The organism is Prochlorococcus marinus str. MIT 9107 (assembly GCF_000759855.1).
GTDB classification, from domain to species: Bacteria; Cyanobacteriota; Cyanobacteriia; order PCC-6307; family Cyanobiaceae; genus Prochlorococcus_A; species Prochlorococcus_A marinus_N.
Window position 1 is genome coordinate 1 of the sequence record NZ_JNAI01000008.1, and the last position, 15,858, is coordinate 15,858.

Sequence of the window (15,858 nt, forward strand, 5' to 3'; positions counted from 1 at the left end):
TTCATCAATTAAAGTTATTTGTCCTTGATTTTCTTCTTCATGATTTTCATCAATTAAAGTTATTTGTTCTTGATTTTCTTCTTCATGATTTTCATCAATTAAAGTTATTTGTTCTTGATTTTCTTCTTCATGATTTTCATCAATTAAAGTTATTTGTCCTTGATTTTCTTCTTCATGATTTTCATCAATTAAAGTTATTTGTTCTTGATTTTCTTCTTCATGATGAAATCCCCTTAGTGCTGAGCTATGGATTAATAAATCATTTAAAGAATCAATACCGAATCTATGCACCCACTTAAGAACAATATTTTCTTCAAGCAAAATATTATTTTCTGAAGAGGCTTTTTTAAAAACTGCTATTAGATGATTTTTTAAAAACATAAATTTATTAATTTAACTTTCTATTTAACAGAGGCCTTATAATAATCAAGGAAAAAACTGTTAAAGAAAATAAAATTGATATACAACTCTTACAAGTTAAATCACCATATGGGGCGTGTAAAGCCACTAATTCTAAATTCATAGTTTCTGTATAAGCAGTCCTAATAGGTTCAATCGCAAAAGTTAATGGATTTAATGAGGCTAACCACCCAAGCCAATTTGGCATGAAAGAGATTGGAGCTAAAGCAGTGCTTGAGAAAAGAAGAGGTAAGTTTATCACAAATATAAGAGCGATTAATTCAATATGTCCGGGCAAGACAAAGGCTAAACATAAACTTATTGATGTCACAAAAAGAACCAATAGAATTAGTGTTGTAAAAACAATTCCTAAACCATATAAGTTAGGCCATCCATAACCCAAAATGTATGAAACAACCATTATTACAATACTCTGAACAAAGCTTAGGATTGTTATATAAATAAAAGAAGATAAAACTATGGATAATCTACTGGTTAAAGGAGCAACAAGTAATCTATTAAGAAATCCAAACTCTCTATCAAACATTAAAGGTAGACCAGAGTTTAAGGCTCCGCTAAAAGCAGTAAAAACAATAAGTCCCGCCCCTAAAAAGTTCCCATAAGAATCAACTCCTGGTAAAAAACCTTCAGGAGCTTTAGAGAATAGTGCCCCAAATAAAAAAAGCCAAATTATGGGTTGCAATATTCCAGCTAAAAGAGTTGATGGTCTTCTTTTTAATTGAATAAATAATCTTTTTGTTAAAGCAAATGTTTCTTGATATAAAAAAAATAAATTATACTGTTTTAATTCCATAATTAGCAGTAATTAATTCTCATTATAGTTAGTTAACCAAAAGTTTTTTTATCGCATGGATTGCTTTGATTCTTTTTTAAGGTCTCTTTTACCTGCCATAGAAATTTCGGCATCCAATAATGTTTTCCCGGTTGCCTGAAGATATACATCATCCAAGCTTGGCTGACTTTGGGTAAGAGAAAAAATTTCAAACTTTGAGAAAGCCAATTCCACTTTGAGCTTCGTAAGTAAATCTTTTTCCTTATCTGCCACAAAATTTATCGAGAAACCTTGAGCTTCATTTATGATAATCTGACTAATTCCATCTATTGAAGATAAAATTTGACATATATTTTTTGCTTCTTCCTGATTACTAAATTCTCTTACTTTCAAAGTTACTCTATCTCCTCCTAATTTATTTTTGAGTTCTGAAGGAGTCCCTTTTGCTATAACTCTTCCATCATCAATTATCACTAATCTGTCTGCCAATTTATCTATTTCATCAAGATAGTGACTGCTTAAAATAATAGTCATTCCGTTATTTCTCAAATCTTTCAAAAGTTGCCATATAATATTCCTACTTTCAATATCTAAACCAACTGTAGGTTCATCCAATATTAATACTTGGGGCAAATGTAAAAGTCCAGCTGCAAGATCTATTCTTCTTTTCATCCCCCCTGAATAAGTTCCGCACTTACGATCAATCCAATCATTCATTTCTAATTGATCTGTTAATTTCTTTATCCTTTCAAATTTTTTGTTTTTGTTGATGTGATACAAATCTGATTGAAAATCCAAAAGCTCTCGTCCAGTTAATATTTTATCAAGTGCTATGTCCTGGGCAACATAACCAATTAATTCTCTAATTTTCCTTGAATTTTTTATCAGATTAATATTATTTATAAAAACTTCTCCACTATCAGGCTCTATTAAAGTAGCGAGTATTTTTATTAGTGTTGATTTGCCAGCACCATTAGGACCTAGTATTCCGAATAATGTGCCAGCTTCTATTTCCATCGATAAATTTTTTAATGCCTTAATATCTGAATAAGATTTTGATAGCCCCTTAACTTTTATATAATTCATCAAACTTACTATTTACTTAAAAAACATTTTACATCCAATTTAATTAGTAAGCTGGGATACTATAGAGAAAAATATTTGCTTAGATTGCTGCTCAAATTCTACGGATAGTTGAGTTCTGGAAATTAATAACAAAAGACAAATACCAAACATATATAGAATAGACCACCTAAAAAGAGACTTTGCTCTTGAAAGATCATCAGGAGATTTATTTAATTCGTTTATTAATTGCAAAAGTCTTCCATTGAATGGCAATAACATAATTCCATATAAGAGGCCCCCTTCAGGTAAAGCAAAGACTCCCATTATACTCATTAAAACTGTTGCCCATCCGTAACGAGAAATCGCTTTAGCAGTAAAAACAGATCCTTTAACAGAAGGGAGCATAGGAATACCAACAGATGCGTAATCATCCTTCAACAAAATTGCAAGGGCCCAGAAATGAGCTGGCGTCCATAACATTACCAAACCAAACAACCACCAACCACTAAGACCTACATGCCCTGTAGCAGCAGATGCTCCAACTAAAGGTGGTATCGCACCAGCAACTCCTCCAAAAACAATATTTTTTGTTGTACGAGGTTTCAAAATAACTGTATATAAAATTACGTAGCTAAATAGACCAAGAAGAGTTAATCCCGCAGCCAAATAATTTACACCACTTACTAAAAGCATAGAAGCTGCCAAAGTACATGATACGGCAGCTAAAAATACTGTCTCAGATGACAACTTTCCTGCGGGCAAAGCTCTTTTGCTAGTTCTTGTCATCCTCTTATCTAATTCCATTTCCCACAAACAATTAAGAGCTCCTGCTGCTGCTGCTGCCAAAGCTCCACCTCCTAAAGTGCAGATAAGTTTCGGTGAAGACAAAGGCCATTCCTCTGTTAAAGCCATTCCTCCCAAAGTTGTTGCCAGTAAAAGTGGGATTAATCTGGGTTTTGCTACTTCAAGCCAAGGTGGCAAAGTTAATCTTTTTCTTGAAGGTACAACTTCATCCCTAATTGAAGATTTATAGTTCAAGTTTTCCAAGTTACTACTGTTCATGAATTCACACCAACCATTTGAGAATTTAGGGAGTGGTTTAGACCTTTTTTGGTAAAAGGATTTCTAAAAATTAATGTTGTTAATATCGCAATAAATAAAGAGGCGTTAAGTTGATGACCGATAATAAAAATAGGTTCATTCAAATTTGTTTTAAGGCTTAAAACACCCAAAACAATTTGGGAAAACAAAAGAAAAATAAGTGCTAAGAGATATTTCCAATTTTCAGTAAGCAAACTTCTTTTATAAATTGCAGTAGCAATAATTAATAGAATTGAAAAAGTAATTGGGAAAGCAAATAATTTATGAGTATTTAGAATTAGGCATTGTTTATTAAAAGATAAGCAAATATGTGCTGACCAAGTTGATGAAAGCCTTACTCCAATGAAAGATTGAATCAAAGTAAGTAAAAGAGGAACAAATAATAATAATCTCCACCAAATCAATGGCTCTTCTATTTCGTTATTTTCTAAATTTTGATTTATTGAAATTGTTGTAATTAGCAGTAAAAATGCTATTAAAAGATGGCCCGTAACAGTATATGAATCAAGCAGGTTTATTACTGTTAAAGCTCCAAAAGATCCTTGGACAATAACAAGAAAAAGTAGTAATGAATAAGTTTTAGGTAACCAATTTGGAATTTCTTTTTTCCAGATAATTGAAAGGGCAAATTTAAAAAGAATTAATACTCCAACCAGAAAAGCATCTAGGCGATGAAACCACTCTAGAAAAACTCTTAGGTTCATATGATTTAAAGGCAAAAAAGATCCATAACATAATGGCCAATCTGGACAAGCAAGGCCCGCATCCATGACTCTCGTAGCACCTCCAATTACAATTAGGGCTATGAGCGCAAATACACTATGACTTCCTAATCTTTTAAAAATTGGCAGATATTTTGATTTATATAATTGGTTATTAATCAAATGGATAAACCTATTATTTTGCATAATAATTTAGATTCAAAAACCAAACATTAATTAAAAATTAATATGTTTAAATTAAAAAATAATTGACTAATTTAATCTTTTTTCCCTGACAATTAACTTTAAAAAGTTATTAATAATACGTCTTTTATTTCTAAAATCTTAAGAAGTTATGAATTTAAATGATTTTCTTTTAACAAAGGATGCAGAATTTAAAAAATTGAATATCTTAAAAATATAAATACAAATTTTTGGGAATCAATTGTTAAATAAAAACATTTATTTAATACTTATTATTTCACTAGTTTTTGCGATATCTTTTTGGATCGGATTCAATATAAATTTGCTCCCAGCTGAAGCAAGTATTAATGCGCCAATTTACGATGAACTTTTTAAAATTCTTTTCATCATAGGCTTAATTATTTTTATAGGAATGACATTAGCTGTTGTTTATAGTTTATTTAAGTTTAGGAAAAGAAATGATCAGATCGGCGATGGTATAGCTTTAGAGGGAAACTTAAGCTTAGAAATTGTATGGACAATTATCCCTTCAATAATTGTTTTATTAATAGGTTTATATAGTTACAACATCTACGACCGAATGGGAGGGATGAAGGAACTAAATCATAACCACGAAATGATGAGTTCAAGTACTGAAAAAATATGGGCTGGAATTAGTCAAACTTCTGATAATGAAATATCAAAAAATAATTTATCAATTGAAGTTTCTGCTATGCAATTTGCATTTCTATTCAATTATCCCAAAGGCAAATTTATATCAGGAGAACTACATGTTCCTGTTGATCAAAAAGTATCGATGAAAATGGAATCTAAAGATGTCATTCATGCTTTTTGGGTACCTGAGTTCCGAATTAAACAGGATATTATTCCAGGACAACCAACTGTTCTGAATTTCACTCCTACAAAAGTAGGAAAATATCCAATAATTTGTGCCGAATTATGTGGCCCATATCATGGAGGAATGAGAGCCTCCATAATTGTTGAAGAAGAATCTGACTATAACGATTGGTTTAACAACAATAAAAAAACAGAGGTGAACTTATGACAATATCAATTGATCCACAACAAACTAATAATGAGAGTCTTCAACCCAAAGGCTGGCTTAGATACTTTAGTTTTAGTCTTGATCATAAAGTAATTGGAATACAATATCTGGTTTGCGGTTTTCTTTTCTATTTGATTGGAGGAACTTTAGCGAGCGCTATAAGAATTGAACTAGCTAGTCCAATGTCTGACTTTATGCCAAGAGATGTTTATAACCAAGTTTTAACCTTACATGGAACAATAATGATATTCCTTTGGATAGTGCCTGTAGTTAACGGTGCTTTTGGAAATTATTTAATTCCATTTTATGTGGGTGCAAGAGATATGGCATTCCCAAGACTAAATGCCGTAGCTTTTTGGTTAATTCCTCCTTCAGGTTTGATGCTAGTAGCAAGCTATTTTGTTGAGGGTGCTGCTCAGGCTGGATGGACGGCTTATCCACCTTTGAGCATAACTACTCCTCAATCGGGACAAATAATTTGGATTCTGAGTGTTCTATTACTCGGAGGCAGTTCTATCTTTGGTGGGATAAACTTTATCGCCACCATTATCAAATTAAGAAGGCCAGGATTAAAACTAATGCAATTGCCAATGTATTGTTGGGCAATGCTTGGCACAAGTTTATTAGTCGTTTTATCAACTCCTGTTTTGGCCGGTACTTTAATTCTACTTAGCTTTGATATCATCGCTAATACAGGTTTTTTCAATCCTATTTTGGGTGGGAACGTAGTAGTTTATCAGCATTTATTTTGGTTTTATTCTCATCCAGCTGTTTACATTATGGTACTTCCTGCCTTTGGATTGGTTAGTGAAATACTTCCTGTCCATTCTAGGAAACCACTTTTTGGATACACAACAATGGTTTTTTCAATAATGGGAATAGTTGTTCTTGGTTTAGTTGTTTGGGCTCATCACATGTTTACAAGTGGAACACCCCCTTGGATGAGATTGTTCTTCACCATTGCGACAGCATTTATTGCAGTTCCAACAGGGATAAAATTTTTCAATTGGGTAGCGACATTATGGGGAGGTAAAATATCCATCAATAGTGCAATGTTATTCTCCTGCGGATTTATTATAAATTTTGTTTTTGGAGGTATCACAGGAGTTGCTTTGGCACAGGTCCCCTTCGATATTCACGTACATGATACCTATTTCGTTGTAGCCCATTTTCATTACATAGTTTATGGTGGTACCGTTTTTATTATTTTCTCATCCATTTACCATTGGTTCCCAAAAGTAACAGGTAAAATGCTCAATGAAAAATTGGGAATTTTACATTTTGTTATTACCTTTATTGGATTTAATTTATGCTTTGCTCCTCAACATTGGCTTGGCTTAAATGGAATGCCAAGAAGGGTTGCAGAATATGATCCTCAATTCCAGTTCGTTAATCAAATTAGTAGTTTAGGTGCACTATTGATGGCTATAAGTACAATTCCTTTCCTAATTAACATATTCCTTAGTGTGAGAATTGGTAAGGATTCTGGAGATAATCCCTGGAATGCCCTAACACCAGAATGGTTAACATCTTCTCCTCCTCCAGTGGAAAATTGGGAAGGAGAAGCTCCATTAGTGGAGGAACCTTATGGTTATGGTAAACAATTTTCTGAACAAAAATAAAAACATATGACGACTCTAGATAGCTCAAAAGAAATTCGAAAAAATAATTCTGAAGTTAATGAAAAACATGAAGACTACAGAATGTTTGGGCTTATAACTTTCTTAATTGCTGACGGAATGACTTTTGCAGGATTCTTCGCTGCTTATCTAACTTATAAAGCAGTAAATCCATTACCTGATGGTGCTATATATGAATTAGAGCTTCCAATACCGACACTAAATACAATTTTATTACTTGTTAGTAGTGCAACTTTCCACAAGGCAGGTAAAGCACTTATGAAAGATAAAAACTCTGATTCCCAAAAATGGTTATTTTTTACTGCTGCTCTCGGAATAATCTTTTTAATATGTCAATTATTTGAATATTTTCATTTACCTTTTGGATTGACAGATAATTTATTTGCAAGTACTTTTTTTGCACTTACTGGTTTTCATGGATTACATGTAACTTTAGGCACTTTAATGATTTTAATTATTGCTTGGCAAACAAGAGTTAATAAAGGAAGAGTGACAAGTCAAAATATCTTCCCCTTAGAAGCTGTTGAATTGTACTGGCATTTTGTAGATGGAATATGGGTAATATTATTTATCATTTTGTATCTTTTATAATAAGTAAAAATTTCAAAAATTAAATATATTTTTTATTAATTTATATTGCCACAGTTCTCTTTTTTAGTAAGAATATATAATTATAAATTTGTCTGGTAATGCTAGAAGGAAAAGAACTTCTTGAAAAAGCAAAATTACTAAGTAAGCAATCTGAAGATGAGATAGCAAAAGGTTGTGGCTATGTTGGTCCAAGCGGTAGGGTTTTAAGAAAAAGTTTTTACAGGGCTCTTCTCGAAGCAAAAGGTTATAAATTAGGCAATGGACAGGGGAGGGGCGCGAATAGAGCTTCAAGAGGCAGGCAGGCAGAATTTAAGACTAAGGTTCACGGCAATGGAAATCTATTAATAGGTCATGCCTACACTAAGAAATTAGGTCTTGAACCTGGTCAAGAATTTAAAATTGATCTAAAACAAGAATCAAAGATTATATATCTGACTCCATTAAATTAAAAAATATATTTTACCAACCGTTTTCTTTAAGCCATTCCAAAGAAATATTATTTGAAGAGAAATCTTCTTCACTATTTTTATTAAACAAAAGTAATTTCTCTACATATTTAATTAGCTCATCTGCCTCAAGGTTTACGCTGTCACCAACATTTAATTTATTCAGATTTGTATTATGCCAAGTATGAGGAATTATCGCAATAGTGAATATTTCTCCTTCCTGCTCATATTTTGCAATTGTAAGACTTATACCATTTACGCAAATGCTGCCTTTATTAACTACATATTTAGAAAAATTTTTATTTTTCCACTTTATGGATAAAAGCCAAGATTTCTCTAATTTTTCTATATTCTCAACTGTTCCAAGGCCATCAACATGTCCACTTACTATATGCCCTCCTAGACGGTCAGACACCCTAAGAGCGGGCTCCAAATTAACAATCTGATTCAGGTTCGACTTTACTCCTAAAGTTGTTTTTTTTAATGTTTCCTCACTAATATCAACAGTAAATTTATTTTGAAAAATCTCTTTAACTGTCAAACAAATTCCATCAACGGCTATGCTGTCGCCGATTGCCATATCAAATAATTTATCTAGGATTTCAATTTCTAAAATATTTTTTTCTTGTTTTAGTTTTCCAATTGATTGAATTATTCCTGTGAACATAGATTTAAGAAAAATATTTTTGCAAAATTTTGTATTTACTTTAATTTACTTTAAATCATTTTCAACTATAAATAAATTAAAGATTAAATAAAAAGAAATTGATCATATTTAGATGATTATTAATTCACAAAAAAGATCATTTGGTAGAGGGGCGAAAGTGAGCTTATTCACTTTAGGGACAATGCGAGCAACTGAAAGTCTCGAAAAAATGTATAGCATAATAAAAAATGCATATTATGTAGGAATTAACCATATAGAAACAGCACCTTCTTATGGTGATGCAGAAGCACTTATTGGAAATTCAATAAAAAAACTAGAAATAGAAGAGAATATAAAAGAAAAAAATTGGGTGATTACTTCCAAAATATTACCAAAGGGTGACTTTGACTTTTTAAAAAATAATTTTAAAAATTCTCTTAAAAATTTAAATCGCAAGAAAATTAATAATCTTGCAATTCATGGACTCAACTTAAAAGAACATCTAGATTGGGTTCTTACTGGAGAGGGTAAGAAATTCATATCATGGATACTTGAAACGGGACTAGTTGATCAAGTTGGTTTTAGTTCACACGGAAGTTATTCACTAATTAAAGATGCAATTAACTGTGAAGTTTTTAGTTTTTGTAGTCTACATTTACATTATTTAGATCAATCTAAAATTACTTTGGCAGAGGATGCCATAAAAAAAGGTATGGGAGTATTAGCAATATCGCCTGCTGATAAAGGCGGTAGATTATATTCTCCAAGTGATATTTTGTTAGAGGCCTCTAAGCCTTTTCATCCATTAGAATTAGCGTATCGATTTCTTTTAGCAAAGGGCATTACAACTTTGTCCTTGGGGGCGTCAAACAAAAAAGATTTTGAATTTGCTCATAAACTTAGAAACTCCTTTGAAAACCTTACAAAACTTGAAAAAAGAGCACTGAATAAAATTGAGGAAGTTGCTAATGAAAGATTAAACTCAACCAAATGTGAACAATGCAGATGTTGTCTTCCATGCCCAAATGAAATACCTATTCCAGAAATACTTCGTTTAAGGAATATATCTATTGGTTATGGCCAATTAGAATTTTCAAAAGAAAGGTACAATTTAATAGGAAAAGCTGGCCACTGGTGGGAAGAAAAAAATTCCTCATTTTGTCAAGAATGCAATGAATGTTTGCCTAAATGTCCTAGTAAATTAGATATACCAAATTTATTAAAGCAAACCCATAACTTATTAATTGAAACTCCGACAAAAAGATTATGGGGTTAAAGACTCATTCCAAAAATTTTTAAGATTAATTTTTTGTTCATTTGTTAGGGAAGGGAAAGACCAACTATTTTTCCAACATTTCTCAGAAGGCCCTGAGCTTGGGAACATATCAGATTTATATTTACTTTGTAAATAATCACTATTGAATGGTAGATACCAACCCTCGCTTACTAATTTATCTACTATTGATCTATTTTCTAATGATTTAATCCATTTAATTAATATTGCATTATTTAGATTTGATCGACTAAGTAGAAAATGCCACATCAAAGGTACGCCTTGGCTTGGGAAAACTAAAGAAAGCCTTGGATCTATTTTTAAATATTTTGAGCAAAGACTATAAGGAACTATTGCGACACAAGCATCAGAGTTAATTAACCAATTGAGCATATTTTTATCATCAAATAACATTGCTTGGCTTTTGAGTTTTTTTAAAGAATTAGAAGAATTAATTTTTTGAGCAATTGACAATATTATTCTGGGACTTTGTGGAAAAATAATTTTTCCAGTTAATTTTTTAGAAAGAAGAAAATCCCAAGAAGTTCTGGCTGAATTTATTAATTCTTTATTATTTTTGATGATAATTGTGTAAGGTACTACGCCAATAGGAAATAATTTACTTTTCTGATTTTGATTAAAACTTCCCAAAAAATCTATCGATCTCTTATCCAAATTTTCGATCAGTAGATATTCATTTATTTTTTCAAATTCTGCAAAATCTATACTAGTAATCCATCCATCGTTTATTAAAGTAAAGTCAGAATTGAAAATTGCGTTTCTATTTTTTTGTAGCTGGATATTTTCAAAATTTATTTTTTCCTGCTTCCAATCTTTTGGAATCGTATCTTTAAAAGATTCTGGATAAAAAGAATTTTGAAGTGCAATTTTTACTTTATTAGGCAGACTACTGCAAGAGTTTAAAAGAAATAAAAACGAAAGCTTACCATAATTTAAAAATTCTCTTCTGGTTTCAAATTTTGAAAACATTTAGCAATCCTTCTCTAAAGAAATTTGACCTAGGCTCTTCATCTTTTCCAGATTTTGTTGACACAATGAAACTATTTCTTCATTTTTAAATCCATCTAAGAAAGCAAGCAATGATATTCCACCAGCACCTACACCTTCTTTTACATGTCCTAATTCATAATCCTTAAATTCTTTGTATTTTGAAGATTTGAAATTTAAAGGACTTGCTAAACCTAATAATTTGACATCATATTTTTCATTAATTAGATTTAATAAATTATTTAGAGAATTATCTTTCAAAAGCCACCCAGTTGTCGCAATAAAAACATCTTCAATAAAATTATCTTCATTTTTTAAATCTATGAATTCTAATACAAGCGAAATGATCGCTAACATCTGACTCCCCCCAGACAATATGACAGGTTGTTTTGCTAACCTGGCACCAATTAATAGACCCATTGAGAAAGCTTGGAAAGGATCACCTACCGCCGCAACAACATCAAAAGAGTCAAAATCGTTCTTGAGATTTGAATTTAAAAGTCCTTTTTGAACTACTTTTCTTCTTAGTTCTCTCGGCGCTTTAAATAAACTACTCCCTACTAAATTAGAAACCCGCAGACTAAAAGCTTCCATTACTGCCTGAGCAGTTGTGGTTCCCCCTGGTACAGATTCAGAAATTAAAATGGGTTGTTTTGATGATTTTCCTATCGCGAGTCCTCTTTCATAGAGATTTATAACTCTCTCTTTGGACATAGATTTACCAGTAGTAAGACAATTTGATGGACCCAAATCTCTATCTTCTACAACCAAATGGTTAAAATAAGGCTTTACTCCTATTCCCAGAGGAACAATAACTGGATAAATATTTATAAGCTTTGAACAAACATGGCTTATTAGGGCAGGAGTTACTCCTGCATTGAGGAGAGGCAATTTATATCTATGATCTTTTGAAGCACCCTTAATCAAAAATTCGGCATCTGCGAGAGCAGTTTTTCTCCTTGATTTTGCATTAATACCTGCAGCGGAAATTCCTGGAATTTGAGATGTATTAGTGCCTGCAATTACAAGAAATATTTTGAAATTATTTATATTCTTTTTAAGTATTTCTATCTTATTACTTTGACTTTTTTTATTGGATGCATTACCAAAAAAATTTATCCCTAATTCTGTACTGTACATTCTTATTCTTTTCAATTATTTAAATCAACTAAACTATTTAATAATCTTGGAGGATCTGGGATAGTTAATTTAAATCTAGGAAACAGAGAATAAGCAACTACATGTACCGTTAAAACATAAACTATTTCTTGAAAAATTATCAATAGAATTGCACCTAATTGAATGCTTACAATTGAGGGATATAAAGGCAAATGAAATAGGCCAATAAACTTTTCTATTAGACCATAACTTGCTCTTGTAATTAAGACCCACAGATTATCTCCAACCAACGTAGATAATGCTATTACTCGCAGAAAAAAACCGAGGGTTCCAATAATAACTCCTATAGTTAAACTTAGTCTCCAAATCTTTTTATTAAACCAACACCATCCCAACCAAAAAGCTAAAATCCCATAAGGGAATAAAAATAAGGTTCCTCTAATAGGACCCATAATTATTAGTAGAAGTAGAAATTGTATTAGGATACCTTCCAATGCAGTTTTAGTTCCTCTTCTTAAGTGCAATAAGATCATTGGTAGGGGTAAAATCAACCTTAATAAAGCACCCCCAATTGGTAAATAATATAATGCAACCCATAATAGGGACGAAAGAGATGCTAAATATGATGTTTCAACAATATTTAAAGCTTCGGTTTTTGTTTTTATTTTCATTATTTTGTTGAATATCTTTTATTTAATTTTTATTCATAATTTTATTTTTTGAATCTAAAATACGTTCAATCTTTTCTATTTCAAAATTTACCTCAGAATTTCTTAATATGTTAGTCAAATCTTCAGTAGGATCTTTTGGATCTACATCTTTTAAGATTAATATTATTTTGTAACTTTGAAGCTCAATTTTTCTTTTTTTTGAAGAATTCTTAATTTTGTTATTTTTTTCTTTTTGTATCTTTTCCAAACTTATATCTTTTTTATTTTCCAGAACAGATTTAGGCTTTTCTAATTTTTTTCTTTTTTGATAATTTTTATCATTAATCTCTTTATTTTCTTGTAATAAAAGTTTTTTATTCTCTAAATTCTTTTGCGAATCATCATCTTGACTTATTTTTTCTAAATCATTAAAACTACTTTCAAGAAAATTCCCAATTCTCCCTCCAGAGCATGATTGCAATAAAATTAAAAAAATTAATAAAAAAAATTCTTTTTTTTTAAAAATCATATTTTTTTCTAACTTTTCTTTTTTCTTGTAATTTTTTTATTTCTTATTTTTGTGTTTTTTGTAATAGATCCTTTTTTATCTTTGAGTTTTTCTTCCAGAAGAACTACCGCTTCATCTATAGAAAATTTTTCTAAATCAGTATCTTTAGCAAGCGAAACATTAGTTTTGCCACACTTTAAATAGACACCATATCTTCCATTTAATATTTGGATTTTTTCTTTAAATTCCTTTGGTTTTCCAAAGTCTTTAAGTACCTCTTGACCACCTCTACCCATTTTTGGCATCGCAAGAATTTCTAATGCTCGTTTTATATCAACTGTAAAAACATCATCTTCTTTCTTTAATGATCTGTTTTCAGATTCATTTTCATTTTTAATCCATTTAATATAAGGGCCAAATCTTCCTCTATCAGCCTCAACAACCCCTCCTTCAGGATGAACTCCTAACAATCTAGGCAAACTTAAAAGTACTAGAGCCTCATCTAGAGTTAGATTATCAGTTTTTAACTCTTTCGGTAATGAAGCTCTTCTTGGTTTAGCTTTATCTTGATCATTATTCCCCAATTGTACGTAAGGTCCATAAGGACCAAATCTTAAATAGACTTTTTCACCAGTTTTTGGATCAGTGCCAAGATCTGATGGGCCACTTAAAATTTGATCAACTTGCTTTATGTCTAAATCTCCAGGAGTAATATCCATTGGAAGATTACCTTTAGCCTGAATTTCATTACCAGATTCATCAATTTTTGTACCCTCTAGCCAAGGTCCGTTAGACCCTATTCTGACTACGCAAGGAAGGTCATCGAAATCAACTTGTCTATAAGCTTTACCATCAATATCACCCTCTGTTTTCTGAACTTTCACCTCCAGACCATTTTTACCTTTATAGAAAGTCTCGAGGTATGGTAGCCACTCAAGATTACCGGAAGATATTTCATCCAATGAAGATTCCATTTTTGCAGTAAAAGTAGTATCAACTAGATCAGGAAAATGTTCTTCCAATAGAGCGGTAACAGCAAAAGCTGTAAACGTTGGAGCCAAAGTATTGGAAGATATATTTGCATAACCTCTATCCACAATTGTCCCAATAATGCTTGCATAGGTAGAAGGTCTTCCAATCCCTTCTTTTTCAAGAACTTTAACTAATGCAGCCTCTGTATATCTAGCAGGCGGTTTGGTTTCATGAAAAGTAGATTCCTTATTAGTAACTTCAAGACACGTTCCAGTTGTTAAGTTTGGGAGAATAATTTCTTGTTGTTCAAGGGATGAACTTGGGTCATCACTTCCCTCGACATAAGCTCTGAAGAATCCTGCGAAATCAATACTTTTCCCGCTAGATTTAAATAATCCATCCCCTACACTAATTTCAGCATTAATCATTGTTAGCCTAGCTTCCGCCATTTGACTAGCTACAGTTCTTTTCCAAATTAAATCGTAAAGAGATAAGTCTCTACCAGTTAAATTAGTTTCCTTTGGTGTTTTAAATACCTCACCTGCCGGCCTAATAGCTTCGTGTGCTTCTTGAGCATTTCTTGCAGATGAATTGAATTGTCTTGGTGAATTAGACAAATATTCTTTCCCATACATGGAACTGACACATTCTCTAGCAGCTCTTGTTGCTTGTTCGGAAAGATGAACTGAATCAGTCCTCATATATGTTATGAAACCTCTCTCATATAGCCCTTGTGCACATCTCATAGTTTCTCTTGCGGATAAACGAAGCTTCCTGTTCGCTTCTTGTTGCAATGTACTTGTTGTAAATGGAGGAACTGGCTTACGAATGGATGGTTTTTTTTCGATTTTTGAGACTAACCAATCCTCAGAGGAAAAAGTCTTTAATAAATCATTTACTTTTTCTTCTCCAATTATTAAAGATTTATTTCCTTGTTTTAATTTGCCAGTCTGTTCATCGAAATCTGAACCATTAGAAATTCTTTGACCGTTTAAGCTAAATAATTTAGTTTCGAAAGAAATATTATCTTTTACTAGGGAAGCTTTAATCCCCCAGTAACTAGCTTTTTTAAAGGATCTTCTTTCTCTCTCTCTTCTAACAAGAAGTCTTACAGAAACTGATTGAACACGGCCAGCAGATAATCGGGGGGCCACCTTCTTCCAAAGTAAAGGAGATAATTCATATCCAAAAAGCCTGTCCAAGATTCTTCTAGTTTCTTGAGCCTGAACAAGTTCCATATCAATTTCTCTTGTTTGATCTAAAGCATTATTTATTGCCTTTTTTGTGATTTCATGAAAAACCATTCTCTTAGTTGGTATTTTAGGCTTAAGAATTTGCAGAAGATGCCAGCTAATACTCTCTCCCTCTCTGTCTTCATCAGTTGCCAGTAATAATTGGGTCGCATTTTTCAATGCATCTTTAAGCTCTTTAACAACCTTTTTCTTATCTTTTGGAACTATATAAAGTGGTTCAAAATTTTCCGTTGTATTAACTCCTATTCTTGACCATTTTTCCTTTTTAACTGCAGCAGGAATTTCGGCAGCTCCTTTTGGAAGATCTCTTACGTGCCCCATTGAAGCAAGAACTTCAAAATTAGAAGGCAAAAACTTTCTTATAGTTTTTGCTTTGGTGGGACTTTCAACAATAACAAGTGTGTGATCCAAGGTTTATTTCAAAAATTGGTGTTTTTGTTCAGT

At 31.8% G+C, this 15,858-nt stretch carries 15 protein-coding genes and 1 pseudogene; 5 read left to right on the plus strand and 11 right to left on the minus strand.

All coding sequences use genetic code 11. The features are described from left to right. The 5 genes and pseudogenes from EU92_RS10195 to EU92_RS03945 form a co-directional block, all read right to left on the minus strand. Window positions 1–381 (minus strand): annotated as a pseudogene (locus EU92_RS10195) (glycoprotein); the annotation flags it as partial. A 7-nt stretch (window positions 382–388) separates the two neighbouring features. After that, window positions 389–1,213 (minus strand): ABC transporter permease, encoded by an 825-nt coding sequence (locus tag EU92_RS03960; protein WP_032513354.1) that lies wholly within the window; start codon window positions 1,211–1,213, stop codon window positions 389–391. A 48-nt stretch (window positions 1,214–1,261) separates the two neighbouring features. Further along, window positions 1,262–2,278 carry an ABC transporter ATP-binding protein gene (locus tag EU92_RS03955; protein ID WP_032513353.1) on the minus strand — a complete coding sequence of 339 codons (1,017 nt, stop codon included), beginning with the start codon at window positions 2,276–2,278 and terminating at the stop codon, window positions 1,262–1,264. 39 nt (window positions 2,279–2,317) lie between these two features. Further along, complete coding sequence (locus EU92_RS03950; protein ID WP_032513352.1) at window positions 2,318–3,319, minus strand: heme o synthase; 1,002 nt, start codon at window positions 3,317–3,319, stop codon at window positions 2,318–2,320. Then, complete coding sequence (locus EU92_RS03945; protein WP_032513359.1) at window positions 3,316–4,242, minus strand: COX15/CtaA family protein; 927 nt, start codon at window positions 4,240–4,242, stop codon at window positions 3,316–3,318. The genes EU92_RS03950 and EU92_RS03945 overlap by 4 nt, the downstream gene beginning before the upstream one ends. A gap of 262 nt (window positions 4,243–4,504) precedes the next feature. On the opposite strand from EU92_RS03945, the gene coxB reads away from it, so the two are divergent. The 4 genes from coxB (at window position 4,505) to EU92_RS03925 (ending at window position 7,988) form a co-directional block, all read left to right on the plus strand. Continuing rightward, the gene (gene coxB, locus EU92_RS03940) at window positions 4,505–5,308 is read left to right on the plus strand and encodes a cytochrome c oxidase subunit II (protein WP_032513351.1); all 804 of its coding nucleotides are present in this window, start codon (window positions 4,505–4,507) and stop codon (window positions 5,306–5,308) included. Continuing rightward, window positions 5,305–6,930 (plus strand): cytochrome c oxidase subunit I, encoded by a 1,626-nt coding sequence (ctaD, locus tag EU92_RS03935; RefSeq protein WP_032513350.1) that lies wholly within the window; start codon window positions 5,305–5,307, stop codon window positions 6,928–6,930. Before coxB ends, ctaD begins: the two co-directional genes overlap by 4 nt. A 6-nt stretch (window positions 6,931–6,936) precedes the next feature. Beyond that, the gene (locus EU92_RS03930; RefSeq protein ID WP_032513349.1) at window positions 6,937–7,539 is read left to right on the plus strand and encodes a cytochrome c oxidase subunit 3; all 603 of its coding nucleotides are present in this window, start codon (window positions 6,937–6,939) and stop codon (window positions 7,537–7,539) included. A gap of 98 nt (window positions 7,540–7,637) precedes the next feature. Further along, the gene (locus tag EU92_RS03925) at window positions 7,638–7,988 is read left to right on the plus strand and encodes an AbrB family transcriptional regulator (protein WP_032513348.1); all 351 of its coding nucleotides are present in this window, start codon (window positions 7,638–7,640) and stop codon (window positions 7,986–7,988) included. 10 nt (window positions 7,989–7,998) lie between these two features. Here the strand turns inward: EU92_RS03925 and EU92_RS03920 are convergent, their stop codons facing one another. Then, the gene (locus EU92_RS03920; protein WP_032523570.1) at window positions 7,999–8,652 is read right to left on the minus strand and encodes a riboflavin synthase; all 654 of its coding nucleotides are present in this window, start codon (window positions 8,650–8,652) and stop codon (window positions 7,999–8,001) included. 112 nt (window positions 8,653–8,764) lie between these two features. On the opposite strand from EU92_RS03920, the gene EU92_RS03915 reads away from it, so the two are divergent. Beyond that, window positions 8,765–9,907, plus strand: a complete 1,143-nt coding sequence (locus tag EU92_RS03915) for an aldo/keto reductase (protein WP_032513346.1) — start codon at window positions 8,765–8,767, stop codon at window positions 9,905–9,907. Here EU92_RS03915 and EU92_RS03910 read toward each other — a convergent pair. From EU92_RS03910 to topA, 5 genes are read right to left on the minus strand one after another with little or no spacing between them, the layout of a single operon-like run. After that, a complete protein-coding gene (locus tag EU92_RS03910) occupies window positions 9,896–10,894 on the minus strand; it encodes a hypothetical protein (RefSeq protein WP_032513345.1) in 999 nt (332 codons plus the stop codon). The two genes, EU92_RS03915 and EU92_RS03910, sit on opposite strands and share 12 nt — an antisense overlap. Next, complete coding sequence (locus tag EU92_RS03905; RefSeq protein ID WP_032513358.1) at window positions 10,895–12,052, minus strand: nicotinate-nucleotide--dimethylbenzimidazole phosphoribosyltransferase; 1,158 nt, start codon at window positions 12,050–12,052, stop codon at window positions 10,895–10,897. 11 nt (window positions 12,053–12,063) lie between these two features. Next, entirely contained in the window at window positions 12,064–12,702 is a 639-nt protein-coding gene (locus tag EU92_RS03900; RefSeq protein ID WP_032513343.1) for a DUF2232 domain-containing protein, read from the minus strand. Window positions 12,703–12,724: 22 nt separating this feature from the next. Continuing rightward, a complete protein-coding gene (locus EU92_RS03895; RefSeq protein WP_032513342.1) occupies window positions 12,725–13,210 on the minus strand; it encodes a hypothetical protein in 486 nt (161 codons plus the stop codon). Window positions 13,211–13,218: 8 nt separating this feature from the next. Next, a complete protein-coding gene (gene topA / locus EU92_RS03890) occupies window positions 13,219–15,825 on the minus strand; it encodes a type I DNA topoisomerase (protein WP_032513341.1) in 2,607 nt (868 codons plus the stop codon). Window positions 15,826–15,858 lie beyond the last annotated feature (33 nt).

Bases quoted from the DNA above. Each gene is read 5' to 3' on its own strand.
- EU92_RS03960 (WP_032513354.1), bottom strand. From the start codon at position 1,213: ATGGAATTAAAACAGTATAATTTATTTTTTTTATATCAAGAAACATTT.
- EU92_RS03955 (WP_032513353.1), bottom strand. From the start codon at position 2,278: ATGAATTATATAAAAGTTAAGGGGCTATCAAAATCTTATTCAGATATT.
- EU92_RS03950 (WP_032513352.1), bottom strand. From the start codon at position 3,319: ATGAACAGTAGTAACTTGGAAAACTTGAACTATAAATCTTCAATTAGG.
- ctaD (WP_032513350.1), top strand. From the start codon at position 5,305: ATGACAATATCAATTGATCCACAACAAACTAATAATGAGAGTCTTCAA.
- EU92_RS03930 (WP_032513349.1), top strand. From the start codon at position 6,937: ATGACGACTCTAGATAGCTCAAAAGAAATTCGAAAAAATAATTCTGAA.
- EU92_RS03925 (WP_032513348.1), top strand. From the start codon at position 7,638: ATGCTAGAAGGAAAAGAACTTCTTGAAAAAGCAAAATTACTAAGTAAG.
- EU92_RS03920 (WP_032523570.1), bottom strand. From the start codon at position 8,652: ATGTTCACAGGAATAATTCAATCAATTGGAAAACTAAAACAAGAAAAA.
- EU92_RS03915 (WP_032513346.1), top strand. From the start codon at position 8,765: ATGATTATTAATTCACAAAAAAGATCATTTGGTAGAGGGGCGAAAGTG.
- EU92_RS03910 (WP_032513345.1), bottom strand. From the start codon at position 10,894: ATGTTTTCAAAATTTGAAACCAGAAGAGAATTTTTAAATTATGGTAAG.
- EU92_RS03905 (WP_032513358.1), bottom strand. From the start codon at position 12,052: ATGTACAGTACAGAATTAGGGATAAATTTTTTTGGTAATGCATCCAAT.
- EU92_RS03900 (WP_032513343.1), bottom strand. From the start codon at position 12,702: ATGAAAATAAAAACAAAAACCGAAGCTTTAAATATTGTTGAAACATCA.
- EU92_RS03895 (WP_032513342.1), bottom strand. From the start codon at position 13,210: ATGATTTTTAAAAAAAAAGAATTTTTTTTATTAATTTTTTTAATTTTA.